Here is a 16,641-nt window from a genome sequence, read left to right on the forward strand (position 1 = left end):
CGCCTCCGCTCGTCTCCGAGAATGGCCGAGGACGACTTCCCGACCCGGCTCGCCGCGTACACGGGCGACGACGCCGACGACGGCGAGGGGCTGCCGTCGCCGTCCGCCGTCGTCGCGGGCGTGCTCGCGCCGCTGCGCGGCGCGGAGAAGTCCCCGGGCGGGGCGCGCTTCGCGGTCGCCGAGACCAGCCACGCGGAGAAGCGCTACGCGTTCACCACTCGGGTCGAACTCGCGAACACGGACTGCACCGCGCGGCTCGTCGTCAGGCGCGAGGACGGCTACGTGTACGCGCGCCACGCCGTCCGGCCGCTCGAGACCGGCGGCCTCCTCGCCCGTGTTCGGGGCGGCGGTTCGGGCTACGACGCCCTCGACGTCGACGCGGACGCAGTTTCGACGCTCGCGAAGCGCCGCCGGAAGGTGGTCGCGGACGGCGTCGACTCTCGGGTCGTCACGCCGCGAATCACCGACGACCCCGTCGGCTTCGAGTTGCGCTTCGAGACGGCCGACACCGCCGTCCTCTCGGTGACGGGCTACGCGGACGGCCGGGACTACCTCTCGGTGCCGCTGCCGGACCTCGCGCTGCGCGCGGTCGCCGCCGAGCGCGCCGTGCTGGACTGACTACGCCGACGCCAGCCCGCGGAGCCGGTCGGCGCTCGCGCGCGTCCCCTTCGCCAGCAGCACGTCCCCCGCGGCCACCTGCGTCTCCGGGCCGGGCTGGACCACCCACTCGTCGCTGTCCGCGTCCGGCCGCCGCACCGCGATGACGCGCATCCCCGTCTCGGTCGCGACCTCCTCGCCGCCGAGCGTCGCGCCGTCGAGCTCGCTGCCGGCTTCGACGGTCTCCCGGACGATGACCTCGTCGGACTCCTCGACGGCCTCCTGCACGACGACGTGGGTGTCCAGCCCGCGCAGGACGCCCTCGCTGATCTCCACTGCGGCGTCGCTGATGACCTCGGTCGCGGTGGCGATGTGGACGAGCCCGCGAAGCGAGACGGGGTCCTCGACGCGGCTCGCCGCCCGCAGCGTCCACGCCTCGAAGCGCGATTTGAGCGCGTCCACTTCGGCCTCCAGTTCGACGACTTCGGCGGCGAGGTCCGTCGAGTCGAAGAGCACCGCGCCGTACGCGAGGTCGACGGACAGCTCGCTCATGTTCTTCATCGTCACCACGGAGTCGACGGCGCGCTCGAGGTCGTCGATGCCCGGCTCGGGGACCGCGGGCGGCTCGTAGGCGTCGCCGGTCGCGGTCTCGTAGACGCCGCCGATGCGCTCGTCCGGCCCCCGGAGCAGGAGCACGTCGCCGGCGGTCAGTTCGGTGTCGCGGTCCGGGTTCAGCAGCCAGTCGCCGCCGCGCCGAATCGCGAGCACGCGCACCCCCGTCTCGGTCTCGAGGTTCACGTCCAGCAGCGTCCGGCCCGCGTACGCGGAGTCCGGTGCGAGTTCCGCGCGCACCAGCGACTCGACGGCCTCCGGGAGCGCCGCGCGGATGGCCTCGGGGACGCGGATGTCCTCGAGGACGACCTTCGCGATGTCGCCGGCGGCGTCGCTGATCTTCTCGGCGGCGCCGACGACGCCGAGCACGGGCGCCAGCGCCTCCGCGTCCTCCGGGTTGCGCGCCGCCATCAGGAGGCTCATCCGCGCGCGCAGCTGGAGGACGTCCATGCGCTCCTCGAGCTTGAGGACTTCCGCCGCCACGTCGTCGCTGCCGTGCAACACGGCCGAGTACGAGAGGTCGATGAGGAGCTCGGCGGTGTCTTTCATCTCCGCGAGGAGGGTCTTCACGCTCGCGGGCTCGTACTCGACGCGGCCGCTCATGTCACCGGGTTCGCTCCCGCTCCCGAAAAACGTTCGCGTCGGGTCGGCGCCCGCCCTACTTTGTTAATCGTTACCACGAAACGCGTTCGATTCGTTCGCTCGCGCAATATTTTCGTAGACGACCGTGAAGGAAACCGACACACATTAGGTAGAACCGTCAAGAACCCACACGCATGGCCGACGAACTCAAGAAGGGACTGGAGGGTGTGCTCGTCGCGGAGTCCGAGTTGAGCTACATCGACGGCGACGAGGGCAAACTCGTCTACCGCGGGTACACCATCGAGGACCTCGCGCGCGGCGCGAGCTACGAGGAGGTCCTCTACCTGCTCTGGCACGGCCGCCTCCCCAATCGGGAGGAACTCGAAGCGTTCAGCGAGGAGATGGCGGGCCACCGCGAGCTCGACGACGACGTCCGCGACCTCGTCGAGGACCTCGCGGCCGCCGACGAGGACCCGATGGCGGCGCTGCGCACGGCGGTCTCGGAGCTGTCCGCGTTCGACCCGGACGCCGACGCCGACCCCACGGACCGCGAGGCGAACCTCCGGAAGGGCAAGCGCATCACCGCGAAGATTCCGACCGTCGTCGCCGCGTTCACGCGCCTCCGCGAGGGCGACGACCCCGTCCCGCCCCGCGAGGACCTCGGCCACGCCGCGAACTTCCTCTACATGCTCAACGACGAGGAGCCCGACGACGTGCTCGCGGACGTCTTCGACCAGGCGCTCGTGCTCCACGCCGACCACGGGCTGAACGCGTCGACGTTCTCCTCGATGGTCACGTCCAGCACGCTCGCGGACCTCCACTCCGCGATCACGTCCGCGGTCGGCACCCTCGGCGGCAGCCTCCACGGCGGCGCGAACGCCAACGTCATGCGGATGCTCAAGGAGATCGACGACTCCGGGAAGGAGCCCGTCGAGTGGGTCGCCGACGCCCTCGACAGCGGGAAGCGCGTCGCCGGCTTCGGCCACCGCGTCTACAACGTCAAGGACCCCCGCGCGAAGATTCTCGGCGAGCGCAGCGAGGAGCTCGGCGAGGCCGCCGGCGACACGAAGTGGTACGAGATGAGCGTCGCCATCGAGGAGTACGTCAAAGAGGAGAAGGGGCTCGCGCCGAACGTCGACTTCTACTCCGCGTCGACGTACTACCAGATGGGCATCCCCGTCGACATCTACACCCCCATCTTCGCGATGTCCCGCGTCGGCGGCTGGATCGCCCACGTCCTCGAACAGTACGAGGACAACCGCCTCATCCGCCCACGCGCCCGCTACGTCGGCGAGGAAGACCAGGAGTTCGTGCCGCTGGACGAGCGGTAGACGCGACTGGTCACCTCGTCCGCCGCCCAGTTCTCTCGTCCTCCACACACGCCATCGACTCGTTCCCGCCCCGCACTTTCACTTTCACCGCGCTTTGGTCGGTTTTATCACCGTCCGGGTCCTCGTCGCAACTGTCACACGCTCCGTTCCCCGTATTCTTGGAGCGCACCACCAACCGTTAACAGCGGCAGCGCCGTATCCGGGAGCATGATCGGACTCGACGACGTGCTCGACGCCCGCGAGCGCGTCGCTGACGTGGCGCGACACACCCCGCTGGACTACTCGAACACGTTCTCCCGGATGACCGACGCGGAGGTCCACCTGAAACTGGAGTGCTTCCAGCGCACGGGCTCGTTCAAGATCCGCGGCGCCACCAACCGCGTCCGCACGCTCTCCGAGGCCGAGCGCGACGCGGGCGTCGTCACCGCCTCGGCGGGGAACCACGCGCAGGGCGTCGCGCTCGCGGCCTCCCGGTCGGGCGTCGACGCGAAGGTCGTGATGCCGGAGGCCGCCCCCATCTCGAAGATCAAGGCGACGAAGAGCTACGGCGCCGAGGTCGTCCTCCACGGCGTCGACTACGACGCCGCCCAGGCCCACGCCCACGAACTCGAAGACGAGGAGGGCCGAACCTACGTCCACGCCTTCGACGACGAGCGCGTGATGGCCGGACAGGGGACGCTCGGCCTCGAGATCGTCGACGAGCTCCCGGAACTCGACACCGTCGTCGTCCCCATCGGGGGCGGCGGGCTCATCGCGGGCGTGGCGACCGCCGTGAAGGCCCACGACCCCGACGTCCGCGTCGTCGGCGTGCAGGCTGAGGGCGCCTCCACGGTCGCCTCCTCGCTCCAGAAGGGCGAGCCCCAGGCCCTCGACTCCGTGGACACCATCGCGGACGGCATCGCCGTGCGCCGGGTCGGCGAGCGGACGTTCCCGGTCATCCGCGAGCGCGTCGACGAGGTGGTCACCGTCTCCGACGACGAGATCGCGACCGCGCTCGTGTTGCTGCTCGAACGCGGGAAGACCCTCGTCGAGGGCGCTGGCGCGACGCCGCTCGCGGCGCTCCTCGAGGGGAAGTTCGTCTACGACGAGGACGAGGTCGTCGTCCCCGCGCTCTGCGGCGGCAACATCGACCTCAACCTCCTCACGACGGTGGTCATGCGCGGGCTCGTCGACCAGGGCCGCTACGTGAAGATTCGCACCGTCCTGAAGGACCGCCCGGGCGCCCTCGACGACCTCATCGACGTCGTCGCCGGCGAGCGCGCGAACATCTACGCCATCCAGCACGACCGCACGAACCGCGACATCGCGATGAACGCCGCCGAAGTGGAGCTGGACCTCGAGACCCGCGGCCCCGAACACGTCGACGAACTCCTCGACCGCATCCGCGAGGCGGGCTTCGAGGTCACCGTGCTCAACGGCCCGCGCCCGCAGAACTGACTACGCGGGCACGACCGCGTACTCGACGGTGAGGAACTTCGCGCCCGCGAGCCACATCTCGTGGGTCGCCAGCGCCGTCGCCGCGCCCCCTGTCGGGTCCTCGACGACGGACGGCGGTTCCACGCTCCCGCCGGCTGGCCACACGCGGAACCGCTGGTCCGCGGGGAGCGCGAACCCGACCGGCGGCACGACCCAGTACAGCCCGGGGTCGCCGGGCGCTCCGGTGGTCAACTCCACGCCGGTCGCGTCGCCCGCGCCGAGGTGGCCGATGCGCAGCACCGTCGAGAGGTTGCCGCCGGGCAGCGGCGCCGCGATGTTCACGTACCGCTCGCCGTCGCGCTCGTGGCTCGCGTACAGCGCGACGAACGCCGCCGCCCCGGTCTCGTCCGTGCGAATCCACGCCCGCGCGCCGTCCCGCGGGTCCGCTTCGCACTCGAGCGCGACGAACCGACTCGACAGCCGGCGCCAGTCCTCGTCGCCGGGCGCCGGGAGGTTCAACTGCCGGACGCGAGTCGTGACGGGAGCGGCGAGCGCCGCGCCCGTCCGGAACGGCCGGTGCCACCGCGCGCGGAGCAGCATCTCGTATTCGGCCGTGTGCTCGTAGAAGTCCCGCACCTCGGGCGCGACCCGACCGGGGTCGAAGCCGGGGCGCGCGAACTCCGCCATGTCGTTCATCTCGCCCGCGAGTTCGCCGTCGTCGGCGCCGAGGCCGCGCCGGTCCACGAACCCCGCGCCGATGCGGCTGCCGCCGGTCACGGGACTGAACGGCACGTCCCGCGCTCGCCACGCCGCGGCGCCGGCCAGCGACGCGGCGACGCCGGCGGCGACTGTTCGACCGCGCATACGCGCTCTTGGGCGCGGACCGACACGAGTCTGGCGGCGTCCGCCGAGCGCTGAGGCTGGTCTTTAATACGGCTGACCCCGACCCATCGGACATGAAACGCATCATCGACACCCCGGACGCCCCCGCCGCCGTCGGCGCGTACAGCCAGGCCACCACCGACGGCGACGTCGTCTTCACCGCCGGCCAGATTCCGATGACGCCGGATGGCGAACTCCTCGACGACGAACCCATCGCCACCCAGACCCGCCAGAGCCTCGAGAACGTCAAGGCCATCCTCGAAGCCGAGGGGCTCACCATGCAGGACGTGCTCAAGGTGTCGGTGTTCCTCGACGACATCGACGACTTCGAGGAGATGAACGACGCCTACGCCGAGTACTTCCAGGACAACCCGCCCGCGCGCTCGGCGCTCGAGGTCTCCGCGCTCCCGAAGCGCGGCCGTCGAGATCGAGGCCGTCGCCGCCCAGCGCGACTAGATGCGACGCGCCACGCTGGACACGCTGGCGTGGGGCGCCGTCGGCGCGCTGGCGTTCCTCGTGCTCGCACAGGCCTACCGGGCGCTCGCCGACGGCGGCGTCGGCTTTCTCCCGCTGCTCGGTGTCGCCGTCGTCGTCTTCGCGGCCTCGGCCGCGGTCGCCCGCGTCGCCGCCGACCGCCTCCACTGACGCGAAAAGAAGGGTTTAAACGACCGACCCGGGTAGGGTACGACGGGCCGGGATGGCCGAATGGCAAAGCGCACGCCTGGAAAGCGTGTCCCCTTACGGGGTTCAGGGTTCAAATCCCTGTCCCGGCGTTCTACCCGTACTCGCGCCGTCCAGCGACGGTTCTGTCGCTGGGCTCGATGGCTCTGTGAACGACGGCGGGATTTGAACCACGGCAGACCGAACGCAGTGAGGTCTGGCATTGGGTTCAAATCCCTGTCCCGGCGTCTTCTCGTGATACAGCGGCCGAAGCGGCGCGACGAGACGCGCCGCGAGGCGCAGAACTGTGCAGTCGCCGTAGGGATTTGAACTCTGGACGTCGCAGCCGCGCAGCGGAGCGAGCAGGAACGTCTTCTGTGCGGCCCCAGCGTTCTTCTCGCCGGCCGGCGAAGCACTCTGTATGAGTAACGGAGACAGTTCCGCACCGGTCGAGATGGGCGAGGAGTACGTGGTGGACGTCGAGAGCATCGGTGAGGAGGGCGACGGGGTCGCACACGTCGACGACTTCGTGGTGCTGGTGCCGGAGGGCGAGATGGGGGACCGCGTGCAGGTGCGCATCGACCGGGTGGAGTCCGACTACGCGATGGCCGAGGTGGTCGACCACGAGTCCGACGTCGCCTAACTTAAAGGCAGGTGCGCCGCCCGCGGCTCGTGTGAACGACTGTCACACTATTCGGGTTCTGTAGTCATTTTGCACGGGATTCAGGGCGTGTGGGGCGGGTCGCGGTGCGGTCGCCGACACGCCTCGATAGCAACTTTTATATAGAATCACAATCAATCCTTCGGATACCTATGGCACAACAACAGCAGCGGATGCAGGGTCAGCCCATGATCATCATGGGCGACGACGCCCAGCGCGTGAAGGACAAGGACGCCCAGGAGCACAACATCTCCGCGGCGCGAGCGGTCGCGGACGCCGTCCGCTCCACACTCGGCCCGAAAGGGATGGACAAGATGCTCGTCTCCTCGATGGGCGACGTCACCATCACGAACGACGGCGTCACCATCCTCCAGGAGATGGACATCGACAACCCGACCGCGGAGATGATCGTCGAAGTCGCCGAGACCCAGGAGGACGAGGCCGGCGACGGCACGACGACCGCGGTCGCCATCGCGGGCGAACTCCTCAAGAACGCCGAGGAGCTCCTCGAGCGCGACATCCACCCGACCGCCATCATCAAGGGGTACAACCTCGCCGCCGAACAGGCCCGCGAGGAAGTCGACAACGTCGCCATCGACGTCGACCCCGACGACGAGGACCTCATCCGCAGCGTCGCGGAGACCTCGATGACCGGCAAGGGCGCCGAGCTCGACAAGGAGCTGCTCTCCGGCATCATCTACGACGCCATCAACCAGGTCGCCGTCGAAGCCGCCGACGGCAGCACGGTCGTCGACGCCGCGAACATCAACGTCGAGACCCAGACCGGCCGCGCGGTCGGTGACTCCGAGCTCCTCGTCGGCGCCGCCGTCGACAAGGACCCGGTCCACGACGAGATGCCCACGGACGTCGAGGACGCGAAGATCCTCCTCCTCAACGAGGCCATCGAAGTCGAGGAAGCCGAAGCCGACACCTCCGTCAACATCGAGAGCCCCGACCAGCTCCAGCAGTTCCTCGACCAGGAAGAGGAACAGCTCAAGCAGAAGGTCCAGCAGATCAAGGACACGGGCGCCAACGTCGTCTTCTGCCAGAAGGGCATCGACGACATGGCCCAGCACTACCTCGCGAAGGAGGGCATCCTCGCGGTGCGCCGCACCAAGAAGTCCGACATCGAGTTCCTGACGAACGTCCTCAACGCGTCGGTCGTCACGGACCTCGACTCCGCGACCGAGGCCGACGTCGCCACCGGCTCCGTCTCTCGCGACAGCGAGGACGAGCTGTTCTACGTCGAAGGCGACGACGAGGACGCCCACGGCGTCACCATCCTCCTGCGCGGCTCCACCGACCACGTCGTCGACGAGCTCGAGCGCGGCGTCACTGACGCCCTCGACGTCTCCGCGCAGACGCTCTCGGACGGCCGCGTCCTCCCCGGCGGCGGCGCCATCGAAGTCGAAGTCGCCGACCGCCTCCGCGACTACGCGGACTCCGTCTCCGGCCGCGAGCAGCTCGCCGTCGAAGCGTTCGCGGACTCGCTGGAGCTCGTGCCGCGCGTGCTCGCCGAGAACGCCGGCCTCGACTCCATCGACACGCTCGTCGACCTGCGCTCCGCCCACGAATCCGGCGAGGAGCGCACCGGCCTGAACGTGCTCTCCGGCGACCTCGAGGACACCTTCGAAGCCGGTGTCGTCGAGCCCGCACACGCCAAAGAGCAGGCCGTCACGAGCGCCTCCGAGGCCGCGAACCTCGTGCTCAAAATCGACGACATCATCTCCGCCGGCGACCTCTCCACCGACAAGGGCGACGACGAAGGTGGCGCCGGCGGCATGGGCGGCGGTATGGGCGGCGGCATGGGCGGCATGATGTAAAATCGGTCTGAGACCGATTTTACAGCAGCCGACGGAGCTCCGCTCAGTCGGAATGATGTAGTACCTTTTTGCCACGCTCGGCGCGCTCGGCGCGCCGTCGCTGGCAAAAAGCTACGCTAAAAAGCGCCGTCACCCACCTTCGGTGGGTTCGCGCCCGAGCGCTCCGCGCTCGGTGAATCGCGCGGCTCCGCCGCGCGAATGCTACCCGTTCCGCGTCGCACCGCTTCCGCGTCGCTTCGCGCTGCACCGCTCGCTGGCTATCTCGTCTTTCTTTCGGCGCTCGTCGGGTAGCGGCGGCTCAGTCGTTCGGGTGGTCGTCGAAAGAGTGGGTCTGCGTTACTCGTCGTCGATGTCGAGCTCGAACTGCTGGTGTTCGGCGGCGGCGTTGAGCACGACGCTCGTGTTCGACTCCTTGATGTCGGCGTCCGCGAGCAGTTCCTTGATGAGCGAGTTCATGTCGTCGGTGTCGTGGAACTTCCCGACGGCGATGACGTCGTGGTCGCCGGTGACTTCGTAGACGGAGACCATCTGCTTGTGGTCGCGGAAGCGGTCCGTGATGTCCGGGAGCGCGCCGCCCTCGACCTTGAGCTGGATGATGGCGGTGACGTCGTAGCCGAGCTGGTCGTAGTCGACGACCGGCACGTACCCCTCGATGACGCCCGCTCCTTCCAAGTCCTTGAGGTGGTTGGAGACGGTAGTCACGGACACGTCGAGTTCGTCCGCGAGGCTGCGGAGGCTGGCGCGGCCGTCGGCGAGCAGTTCGTTGACGAGGTGCGCGTCGAGGTTCTCGTACGTCATACACTCCCCTACCGTCTCGGGGGTATAGAAGTTTACGAATGTTCAGTTATCGTTACGTCTCTCAAAATTACGCTAACCGCTACTGCTTTAATGGTGGATGTAGTCGTCTGCAGTGTCCACAGATATGACGAACGGGAATCCCAGCGGCGACCTGAACGCGACCGAGCAGGCGGTACTCGAAGAGATCGACGAACAGAACATCGACTTCCTCCGCCTCCAGTTCACGGACATCCTCGGCACCGTGAAGAACGTCTCCATCCCCGCCACGCAGGCGGAGAAGGCGTTCACCGACGGCATCTACTTCGACGGCTCGTCCATCGAGGGCTTCGTCCGCATCCAGGAGTCGGACATGCGCCTCGTCCCCGACCCGGACACGTTCTCCGTGCTCCCGTGGCGGACCCGCGACGACACCGAGGAGGGCGGCGCCGCGCGGCTCATCTGCGACGTCATCGACACCTCGACCGGCGAGCCCTTCGAGGGCGACCCGCGCCACGTGCTCAAGCAGGCCCTCGACCGCGCCGAGGAGATGGGGTACACCGTCAACGCCGCGCCCGAACCCGAGTTCTTCCTCTTCGAGGAGGACGAGGAAGGCCGCGCGACGACGAAGACCAACGACGCCGGCGGCTACTTCGACCTCGCGCCGAAGGACCTCGCGAGCGACGTGCGCCGCGACATCATCTACGGCCTCGAGGACATGGGCTTCGAGATCGAGGCCTCCCACCACGAGGTCGCGCAGGGCCAGCACGAGATCAACTTCGAGTACGACGACGCGCTCACCACGGCTGACAACGTCGGGACGTTCCGGACGGTCGTGCGCGCCATCGCCGCCCAGCACGACCTCCACGCGACGTTCATGCCCAAGCCCATCCCGCGCATCAACGGCTCCGGCATGCACACCCACATCTCGCTGTTCACCGAGGACGGCGAGAACGCGTTCCACGACGGCGACGACGAGTTCGACCTCTCGGAGACCGCCAAGCAGTTCACCGCCGGCGTCCTCGAGCACGCTCCGGCGCTGGCCGCGGTCACGAACCCGACCGTGAACTCCTACAAGCGCCTCGTCCCCGGCTACGAGGCGCCGGTGTACGTCGCGTGGTCGGACCGCAACCGCTCCGCGCTCATCCGCAAGCCCGCGGCCCGCGTGCCCGCCGCCAGCCGCATCGAGGCGCGCTTCCCGGACCCGTCGTGTAATCCGTACCTGGCGTTCGCGGCGCTCATCCACGCCGGCCTCGACGCATCGAGAAGGGCCTCGAGTGCCCGGACCCGGTCCGCGAGAACATCTACGAGTTCGACGAGCAGAAGCGCGAGGAGTACGGCATCGACACGCTGCCGTCGAACCTCGGCGAAGCCCTCGACGAGCTCGAGGACGACGAGGTCGTGCTGAACGCGCTCGGCGACCACGTCGCCGAGAAGTTCCTCGAGGCGAAGAACGCCGAGTACGACGACTACCGCGTCGACGTCTCCGACTGGGAGCTCGAGCGCTACCTCGAGAAGTTCTAGTCGGCTCCGCTCCGTCTCTTCTTTCGCGCCCGCCTCGCCAGCGGCGTCAGTCGCCGAGTCCGGGAATGCCGACGCCCCTGTCGAGGGTCATCGCCACGACCGGACGCGGTCGGCGATGCGGCCCGGTAAGCCGAGCGCGTCCACGCTCAGGCCGAACAACACCATCAGCACGTACAGCCCCAGCGTCGACAGCCACACCACCACCATCGCCAGAATCGACCAGCCGCCGCTCAGGTAGACGAACGCGCCGACGGTCATCAGGGTGCCGTACAGCAGCACGAGGTACGGTCCCCAGCCGCGGGCCTTCCCGCGGCGCAGGCGCTGGCGGACGTACTGCTTGAGGTCGGCTTCCAGCTCGGACTTTGAGACGGTCTTCGCGTCGAGCTCGGCGCGCAGCGCCTCGACTTCCGCGCCGAGCTCGGCGACGTCCGGCGCCTCGTTGGGTGGCTCCGGCTCGGGCTGCTCGTCGTCGTCGTCAGGTCGTCCCGACAGCACGGCGTTGAGTACCGCACCGAGGGTGATAACGATGCCGCCGAAGTACAGCCACGTCACCAGCAGCAGCGCGCCGCCGAGAATCCCGTACAGCTCGCCGCCGCCGACGTACGCGGCGTACACGCGGAACCCCTGCGCGAGCAGCGTCCACCCGACCGCGGCGAACAGCGCGCCCGGGAGCGCCTCACGGGCGCCCATCTCGACGTCCGGGAAGACGTAGTACGCGGGCAGGAACACCAGCGTGAGCGCGACCGGGAGCGTCACCGCGCTCGCGAGGTCGAGGTACGGCACGACCTCGAGGTACGGCACGACCACCGTCACCGCGATGGCGGCGCCGGCCGCCAGCGGCAGCGTCAACAGCACGACGGCGCCGTCGACGAGCTGTTCGAGCAGCGACTCCGCCTTCCGGGCGCCGTACACCTGCGAGAACGCGACGTCGAGGCCGCGGAACAGCTTGAGCGCGGACCACGTCAACAGCAGGAGGCTGACCGCGGTCGCGCCGGTGCGGCCGCGGTCGTTCGTCAGCGCGTCCCGGAGCGCCTGCTCGCCGGACGGCGCGAGGAACGCCTCCAGCGAGCCGACGACGGCGTCCGCGAGGCCGACGTCGCCGAGCGCGGTGCTGACCGCCACGGCGAGCACGAGCAGCGGGATCAGGGAGACGAACGCGTAGTAGGCGACGGCCGCCGAGAGGAACGTCACTTGCTCGTCGCTGGCCGTCTCGGCGACCCGTCGCGCGACCTCGACGGCGGACCCGATTCGTGTCACGTCACGGGCTTCGACGCGGTGGGTCATAAATCGGGCTACTGCGCGCCGCCTACTCGCGGACCGCGGCCTCGACGTCGGCGAGGTCGCCGTCGGTCTTGAACGTCGTGCCGCCGTACTGCGTGCGGGAGGCCGCCAGCCCCGCGTCCCGGAGTTCGTCGAGGAACTCGTCCATGCCGACCGCGGGCTCGGACCACCGCTTGTAGAGGCGGTGCTGGTCGAAGTGCGTCGGCTCGTGGAGCTCGTCCGCGATCGTGTCGAGGAGCTTCCGCGCGCGCTTCGCGGTGCCCATGTAGTCGGTGACGTGCTCGCGGACCTCGGCGACGAACGCCTCGTCGTGGGCGGGGCCGAGCCACAGCGGGCCCGCGGCCAGCACCTGCCGGCCGCCGCAGTGCGCGCACGTCTCCGGCGCGTCCGCGACGAGGCCGTACTCGTGCTCGCGGTGGAGGCACTCCTGGCAGTGGTAGACGTAGCCGAGCTCGTCGACGGCCTCGTTGGCCTCGGTCGCGGTGTGCGAGAGGTCCAGGTACGTGCGGACGTAGTGGTCGCTGACGTGGCTGAAGACGGGCGTGACGCCGACGTCGTAGCGCGCGGCGGTGCGCGCGAGCGCCGACAGCAGCACGCGCAGCCCCATCTCGGCGTGGTACTCCGTGTTCCGGGGGACCGCCGAGTACTTCCGGACGCCGGACTCGAAGTGCGCGCCGCACAGCGGCGCGGTGTCGGTGGCGGTGACGCAGACGAGGTTGCGGGCGTTCGCGAACGCCGCGTCAGCGAACGGAATCGGCGACCCGAACGGGTCGAGGTCCACCACGTCGAAGAACCGGCCGTCCTCGTGGAGGAGGCTGTTGACGTTCCGCTCGACGACCTCGCCGTCGAGGTCGTTGCGCGCGAGGTTCTCCCGCGCGAGTTCGACCGAGTCGGGGTCGAGGTCCGCGAGCGTCGCCGTCCAGCCGTTGTCGGCCGCGCGCACGCCGCGGACGCCGCTGGCCGCCATCGCGTCGAGGTACGTCTCCGCGCGCGGCTCGCGCTCGCGGTACGCCGACAGCGCCGCGACCGTCAGGTCGCGGTTGAGCTCCTGCGTCGGGTTGAAGAACACGCCCTCGGCGGCGCCCTCGCCGCCGCCGGACTCCCCGGGCACTTCGACGGTCACGCCGCCTTCCTCGACGAGCATACCGCTACTCCGAGCGACGCCGAAAAAAGCACGACGGTTGCGAGGGCGCGAAGCGCCCTCGGAGACGCGAGCGGCGACCGGAGGGAACCGCGAGCTACGGGAGGCACAGCCGCCTCGGAAGTACGACCCGCAAAAAGAGGGCGTCGCCGTTGATGCCGACGGCGAGCGGTGCGGCCGCGGGCGGGTGAGCACGTCCGCGTACGGCCGTCAGTTCCCGACGTTGGTGGCGCGTTCGACGACGTCGGTGCCGTACTTCTCTTCGAGTTCGTCGTGTTGGTCGGGGCGGTGCTCGTAGACGTCCTGGAAGAGTGTGATGGGGGTTTGGGCGGCCTGGTAGGTGGCTTCGTCCCACATGCGGTCTTTGCTGAGGTCGACGGTGACGCCGTCGACGTCGAGGGTGGCGGACTGGGTCATCGCGATGGCGCCCTTGCCCGCTTCCTTGGCGGCTTCGAACTCCTCCATGGAGTCGACGATGTCGCTCATGCTGGGGACGTAGGCGGTGCGGTCGAGCAGCTCCTCGCGGAGTTCGTCGTCGTCGAGTTCGCGTTCGTCGCCGCCGACGCGGAGCACGTAGCCGTCGCCGGACGCCTCGAGGTCGAGGTCGTCGCCGTCGTAGACCTGGCGGCCGTCCTCGGCGTCGAGTTCGACCTCGCGGCCGCCGACGTCGAGCAGCCACGACCCGGACTCGGGCGGGAGCGGCGCGGTGTTGGCGACTTCGACCTGCGCGGGGGTCAGCGACCAGATGCCGGTCATCCCCTTCGCGCGGTTCTCGCGCATGCGCTCGCGGTAGCCGTCGACGTCGCGGATGTCGTCGTAGGGGCCGTCGACGGCGACGAGGCCGGCGGCGCTGGCGCCCCGGGAGGTGTTGTGGCGCAACTCGGGCCACTCGGGGAGTTCGCCGGTGGGCGTCATCGCGCGCATGTCTTTGGTGTAGTCGACTTCGCCGTCGACGAGCAGGAACATGCGTTCGAGGGTGTTCGACGGTTTGCCCATCTCCTCGCGGAGGTCGCCCATCGCGAGTTCGGCCTCGCCGCTCTCGACGATGACCGACATCGAGAGACTCCCCTCCTCGAGGCCGTGCTCGTGCTCGACGACGGTGATGGCCTCGTCGGCCTTCTTCCAGTCGTCGATATCACCGACCTCCGGGATGACGAAGCCGTCGATGTGGTCGACGGCGCCGCCGTCGGGGTCGGCGATGGTGAGCATCTGCTGGAAGCCGCGGTAGCGCGTGCTGGGGCTGTCGCGGTGCCACACCACGCGCGGGTGAATCTCCCCCGGGAAGTCGTCGCCGCGCTCGGCGACCACGTCCACGATGTTCTCGGCGCCCTCCGCGCGCATCGACGGCGCGGTGGCGTCCTCGTTGTCCGGCACCCAGACGTCGGGCGCTTCGATGCCGCGGAGCTCCGCGGCGCTGCGCAGCATCTTCGCGGAGTCGTCCTCGCCTTCGACCGCGGTCGGCGTCGTGAAGAACGTGCGCACGAACTCGCGGTCGTACTGTCGGTTCGTACTCATGGTCCCGTCATGTGTCGCATCCCATATTAATCATCGTCGTGACTCGTCAGTCGTCCTGGTTGGGTTCCGCCGCCGCTTCGTCGGCGGTGATGGGGTCGCTCTGGTCCTCGGTGAACCCCTCTGACTCCTCCATGCGCCGGCGGGCTTCGGGGTCGAATTGGGTCTCGATGTCCTGGTAGCGGCTGACCAGCGAGAGGTCGTGGTGGGACTCGGTCTCGTGGCCGAGGTAGCGGTCCTCGAGGTCGAACTGCGCCTGCTCGGCGTTCTCGGCGATGTTCTCCATGTCCTCGTAGACGGCGTGGGCGCCCGAGTGGAGCCCGTAGAGGGTGATGAAGATGTACTCGTAGCCGAGGTCGCCGAGCTCCTCGAAGGTCAGCGGGTCGTCCTGTTCGCTCCACGCGAACGACGACGAGTAGTTGAACGCCAGGTCGAGGTCCGGGTGGGTCTCGTGGATGGTCTCGGCGTACTCGACGGCGTCCTCGCGGGACGGGTCGGGCATCTCCGGCCAGACGAGGTCGGCGCCGGCGTCCGCGTAGATGCGGCCGCGCTCGAGGTGGTCCTCCCAGTCGCCGTTCGCGGAGCCGTACGAGTCGATGCGCGCGATGATGACGGTGTCCTCGGACTGCTTGGCGTCGACGGCGGCCTCGAACCGGGAGCGGGCCTTCTCCTGGGAGACGACCTCCTTCCCGGCGATGTGGCCGCAGCGCTTCGGCGTCGTCTGGTCCTCGATGTGGATCGCGGCGACGCCGGCCTTCTCGTACTCGCGGACCGCGCGCCGGACGTTGTGGACGCCGCCGTAGCCGGTGTCGGCGTCCGCGACGACGGGCAGGTCGGTGGCGTCGACGATGCGCTTGGCGTTCTCGACCATCTCGGTCATCGACACCATCTCGAGGTCCGGGAAGCCGAACTGCCCGAGGACCGTCGAGTAGCCGCTCATGTAGACGGCGTCGTGGCCGGCGCGCTCGGCGAGCCGCGCGTCGAGGGCGTGGTAGAGCCCGGGCGCGAACACGTAGGGGTCGTCGTTCGCGAGCAGCTCGCGGAACTCGCGGCCGGCTGCGTTGTCGATGTCTCGGTGCGTGTAGTCGGGGTAGTCGTCACTCATCAGTTGGCTCCGTGTGTCGGTGGCTCCAGACGGTCTCTGACAGCGATTCTTCCTCGTCGGCGTCGCCGCGGAGGTCCGGGACGACGGGGGCGCCGGTGTTCTCTATGTCGGTGTAGGTGGACATGGTGGGGTCTCTGTGGGTGGTCGCGGTGGTCGGTAGCCGGTGCGAGCGGGCGTCGTGTGGCGTACTGCGTGCATCGCATTCGGTGAGGGGACGAGCTACCGCATAAAGTTAATGAATAATAATGTAATATGGGTCGAATGGCATTAACAATAATTAAGGAATCAGTTTGACACGTCACTACGTACCACGGGCCCGCGACCGAACCTGCTAAACCACGCGCCACCCAACAGAGGGTCGTGCCCGAGGTCGACGACTGGCGGACCGCGCTCGCCGACGCCGGCGAGCTCACCGCCCCCATCGTAGAACGCCTCCTCGCCGACCACGGCGACCGCGGCCAGCGCGCCGTCGAGGCCGCCAGCGAGGGCCGCGTCAAACAGTACAACGACTTCACCGTCGTCGTCGGCCACGAAGACGAGTACATCGTCGAAGGCGGCAACTGCAACTGCCAGGACGCCCAGTACAACCTCGACCCCGACGAGTCCTGCTGGCACGCCATCGCCGTCGACGTCGCCGAACGCGTCGGCGAAGTCGACCACCACGACATGTACTACAGCGAAGTCCGAGACTTCCTGTAGCGACCTTTTACGCTGCGCTCGCTACGCTCGCTCGGTAAAAG

At 68.9% G+C, this 16,641-nt stretch carries 15 protein-coding genes, 1 tRNA gene and 2 pseudogenes; 10 read left to right on the top strand and 8 right to left on the bottom strand.

Translation table 11 applies throughout. The features are described 5' to 3' along the window. The first annotated feature begins 21 nt into the window (after positions 1-21). A complete protein-coding gene (locus GJ634_RS01860) occupies positions 22-618 on the top strand; it encodes a hypothetical protein (RefSeq protein ID WP_157500241.1) in 597 nt (198 codons plus the stop codon). On the opposite strand, the gene GJ634_RS01865 is transcribed toward GJ634_RS01860, so the two are convergent. Beyond that, positions 619-1,812, bottom strand: a complete 1,194-nt coding sequence (locus tag GJ634_RS01865; RefSeq protein ID WP_157500243.1) for a potassium channel family protein — start codon at positions 1,810-1,812, stop codon at positions 619-621. It lies immediately after the preceding gene. A 173-nt stretch (positions 1,813-1,985) separates the two neighbouring features. On the opposite strand from GJ634_RS01865, the gene citZ reads away from it, so the two are divergent. Further along, positions 1,986-3,122: a citrate synthase gene (gene citZ / locus GJ634_RS01870; RefSeq protein WP_157500245.1), complete on the top strand. Its 1,137-nt coding sequence runs from the start codon at positions 1,986-1,988 to the stop codon at positions 3,120-3,122. A gap of 207 nt (positions 3,123-3,329) precedes the next feature. Then, positions 3,330-4,559: a threonine ammonia-lyase gene (gene ilvA / locus GJ634_RS01875; protein WP_157500247.1), complete on the top strand. Its 1,230-nt coding sequence runs from the start codon at positions 3,330-3,332 to the stop codon at positions 4,557-4,559. Here ilvA and GJ634_RS01880 read toward each other — a convergent pair whose 3' ends face one another. Beyond that, a complete protein-coding gene (locus tag GJ634_RS01880) occupies positions 4,560-5,402 on the bottom strand; it encodes a hypothetical protein (protein WP_157500248.1) in 843 nt (280 codons plus the stop codon). 92 nt (positions 5,403-5,494) lie between these two features. Here GJ634_RS01880 and GJ634_RS01885 point away from each other — a divergent pair. The 5 genes and pseudogenes from GJ634_RS01885 (at position 5,495) to thsB (ending at position 8,564) form a co-directional block, all read left to right on the top strand. Continuing rightward, positions 5,495-5,876, top strand: a pseudogene (locus GJ634_RS01885) (RidA family protein). Further along, entirely contained in the window at positions 5,877-6,065 is a 189-nt protein-coding gene (locus tag GJ634_RS01890) for a hypothetical protein (protein WP_157500250.1), read from the top strand. A gap of 46 nt (positions 6,066-6,111) precedes the next feature. After that, a tRNA-Ser gene (locus GJ634_RS01895) sits at positions 6,112-6,193 on the top strand. 308 nt (positions 6,194-6,501) lie between these two features. Then, complete coding sequence (locus GJ634_RS01900) at positions 6,502-6,723, top strand: TRAM domain-containing protein (protein ID WP_157500251.1); 222 nt, start codon at positions 6,502-6,504, stop codon at positions 6,721-6,723. A gap of 170 nt (positions 6,724-6,893) precedes the next feature. Next, positions 6,894-8,564, top strand: a complete 1,671-nt coding sequence (thsB, locus tag GJ634_RS01905; protein WP_394350864.1) for a thermosome subunit beta — start codon at positions 6,894-6,896, stop codon at positions 8,562-8,564. 336 nt (positions 8,565-8,900) lie between these two features. Here the strand turns inward: thsB and lrp are convergent, their stop codons facing one another. After that, a complete protein-coding gene (gene lrp / locus GJ634_RS01910) occupies positions 8,901-9,362 on the bottom strand; it encodes an HTH-type transcriptional regulator Lrp (RefSeq protein ID WP_157500253.1) in 462 nt (153 codons plus the stop codon). Positions 9,363-9,486: 124 nt separating this feature from the next. Between lrp and glnA the strand changes: the two are divergent. Next, positions 9,487-10,862 (top strand): annotated as a pseudogene (gene glnA, locus GJ634_RS01915) (type I glutamate--ammonia ligase). Between the two features lie 87 nt (positions 10,863-10,949). Here glnA and GJ634_RS01920 read toward each other — a convergent pair. The 5 genes from GJ634_RS01920 to GJ634_RS16340 form a co-directional block, all read right to left on the bottom strand. Beyond that, complete coding sequence (locus GJ634_RS01920) at positions 10,950-12,119, bottom strand: YihY/virulence factor BrkB family protein (RefSeq protein WP_331713945.1); 1,170 nt, start codon at positions 12,117-12,119, stop codon at positions 10,950-10,952. 49 nt (positions 12,120-12,168) lie between these two features. Next, a complete protein-coding gene (locus tag GJ634_RS01925; RefSeq protein WP_157500257.1) occupies positions 12,169-13,287 on the bottom strand; it encodes a tRNA (guanine(26)-N(2))-dimethyltransferase in 1,119 nt (372 codons plus the stop codon). A gap of 207 nt (positions 13,288-13,494) precedes the next feature. Further along, the gene (gene aceB / locus GJ634_RS01930; protein WP_157500259.1) at positions 13,495-14,799 is read right to left on the bottom strand and encodes a malate synthase AceB; all 1,305 of its coding nucleotides are present in this window, start codon (positions 14,797-14,799) and stop codon (positions 13,495-13,497) included. A 46-nt stretch (positions 14,800-14,845) separates the two neighbouring features. Further along, positions 14,846-15,901, bottom strand: a complete 1,056-nt coding sequence (locus GJ634_RS01935; protein WP_157500261.1) for an oxaloacetate decarboxylase — start codon at positions 15,899-15,901, stop codon at positions 14,846-14,848. Then, entirely contained in the window at positions 15,894-16,025 is a 132-nt protein-coding gene (locus GJ634_RS16340) for a hypothetical protein (protein WP_269449504.1), read from the bottom strand. The genes GJ634_RS01935 and GJ634_RS16340 overlap by 8 nt, the downstream gene beginning before the upstream one ends. A gap of 236 nt (positions 16,026-16,261) precedes the next feature. Between GJ634_RS16340 and GJ634_RS01940 the strand changes: the two genes are divergently transcribed. Further along, positions 16,262-16,600 carry a hypothetical protein gene (locus GJ634_RS01940; protein ID WP_331713946.1) on the top strand — a complete coding sequence of 113 codons (339 nt, stop codon included), beginning with the start codon at positions 16,262-16,264 and terminating at the stop codon, positions 16,598-16,600. The last annotated feature ends 41 nt before the right edge of the window (positions 16,601-16,641 follow it).

Origin of the sequence: Halobacterium sp. CBA1126, assembly GCF_009741975.1 — an archaeon.
Lineage (GTDB): Archaea > Halobacteriota > Halobacteria > Halobacteriales > Halobacteriaceae > Halobacterium.

Coding starts and splice junctions, on each gene's coding strand:
- GJ634_RS01860 (WP_157500241.1), top strand. CDS start 22: ATGGCCGAGGACGACTTCCCGACCCGGCTCGCCGCGTACACGGGCGAC.
- GJ634_RS01935 (WP_157500261.1), bottom strand. CDS start 15,901: ATGAGTGACGACTACCCCGACTACACGCACCGAGACATCGACAACGCA.
- GJ634_RS01880 (WP_157500248.1), bottom strand. CDS start 5,402: ATGCGCGGTCGAACAGTCGCCGCCGGCGTCGCCGCGTCGCTGGCCGGC.
- thsB (WP_394350864.1), top strand. CDS start 6,894: ATGGCACAACAACAGCAGCGGATGCAGGGTCAGCCCATGATCATCATG.
- GJ634_RS01900 (WP_157500251.1), top strand. CDS start 6,502: ATGAGTAACGGAGACAGTTCCGCACCGGTCGAGATGGGCGAGGAGTAC.
- aceB (WP_157500259.1), bottom strand. CDS start 14,799: ATGAGTACGAACCGACAGTACGACCGCGAGTTCGTGCGCACGTTCTTC.
- lrp (WP_157500253.1), bottom strand. CDS start 9,362: ATGACGTACGAGAACCTCGACGCGCACCTCGTCAACGAACTGCTCGCC.
- citZ (WP_157500245.1), top strand. CDS start 1,986: ATGGCCGACGAACTCAAGAAGGGACTGGAGGGTGTGCTCGTCGCGGAG.
- ilvA (WP_157500247.1), top strand. CDS start 3,330: ATGATCGGACTCGACGACGTGCTCGACGCCCGCGAGCGCGTCGCTGAC.
- GJ634_RS01925 (WP_157500257.1), bottom strand. CDS start 13,287: ATGCTCGTCGAGGAAGGCGGCGTGACCGTCGAAGTGCCCGGGGAGTCC.
- GJ634_RS16340 (WP_269449504.1), bottom strand. CDS start 16,025: ATGTCCACCTACACCGACATAGAGAACACCGGCGCCCCCGTCGTCCCG.
- GJ634_RS01890 (WP_157500250.1), top strand. CDS start 5,877: ATGCGACGCGCCACGCTGGACACGCTGGCGTGGGGCGCCGTCGGCGCG.
- GJ634_RS01865 (WP_157500243.1), bottom strand. CDS start 1,812: ATGAGCGGCCGCGTCGAGTACGAGCCCGCGAGCGTGAAGACCCTCCTC.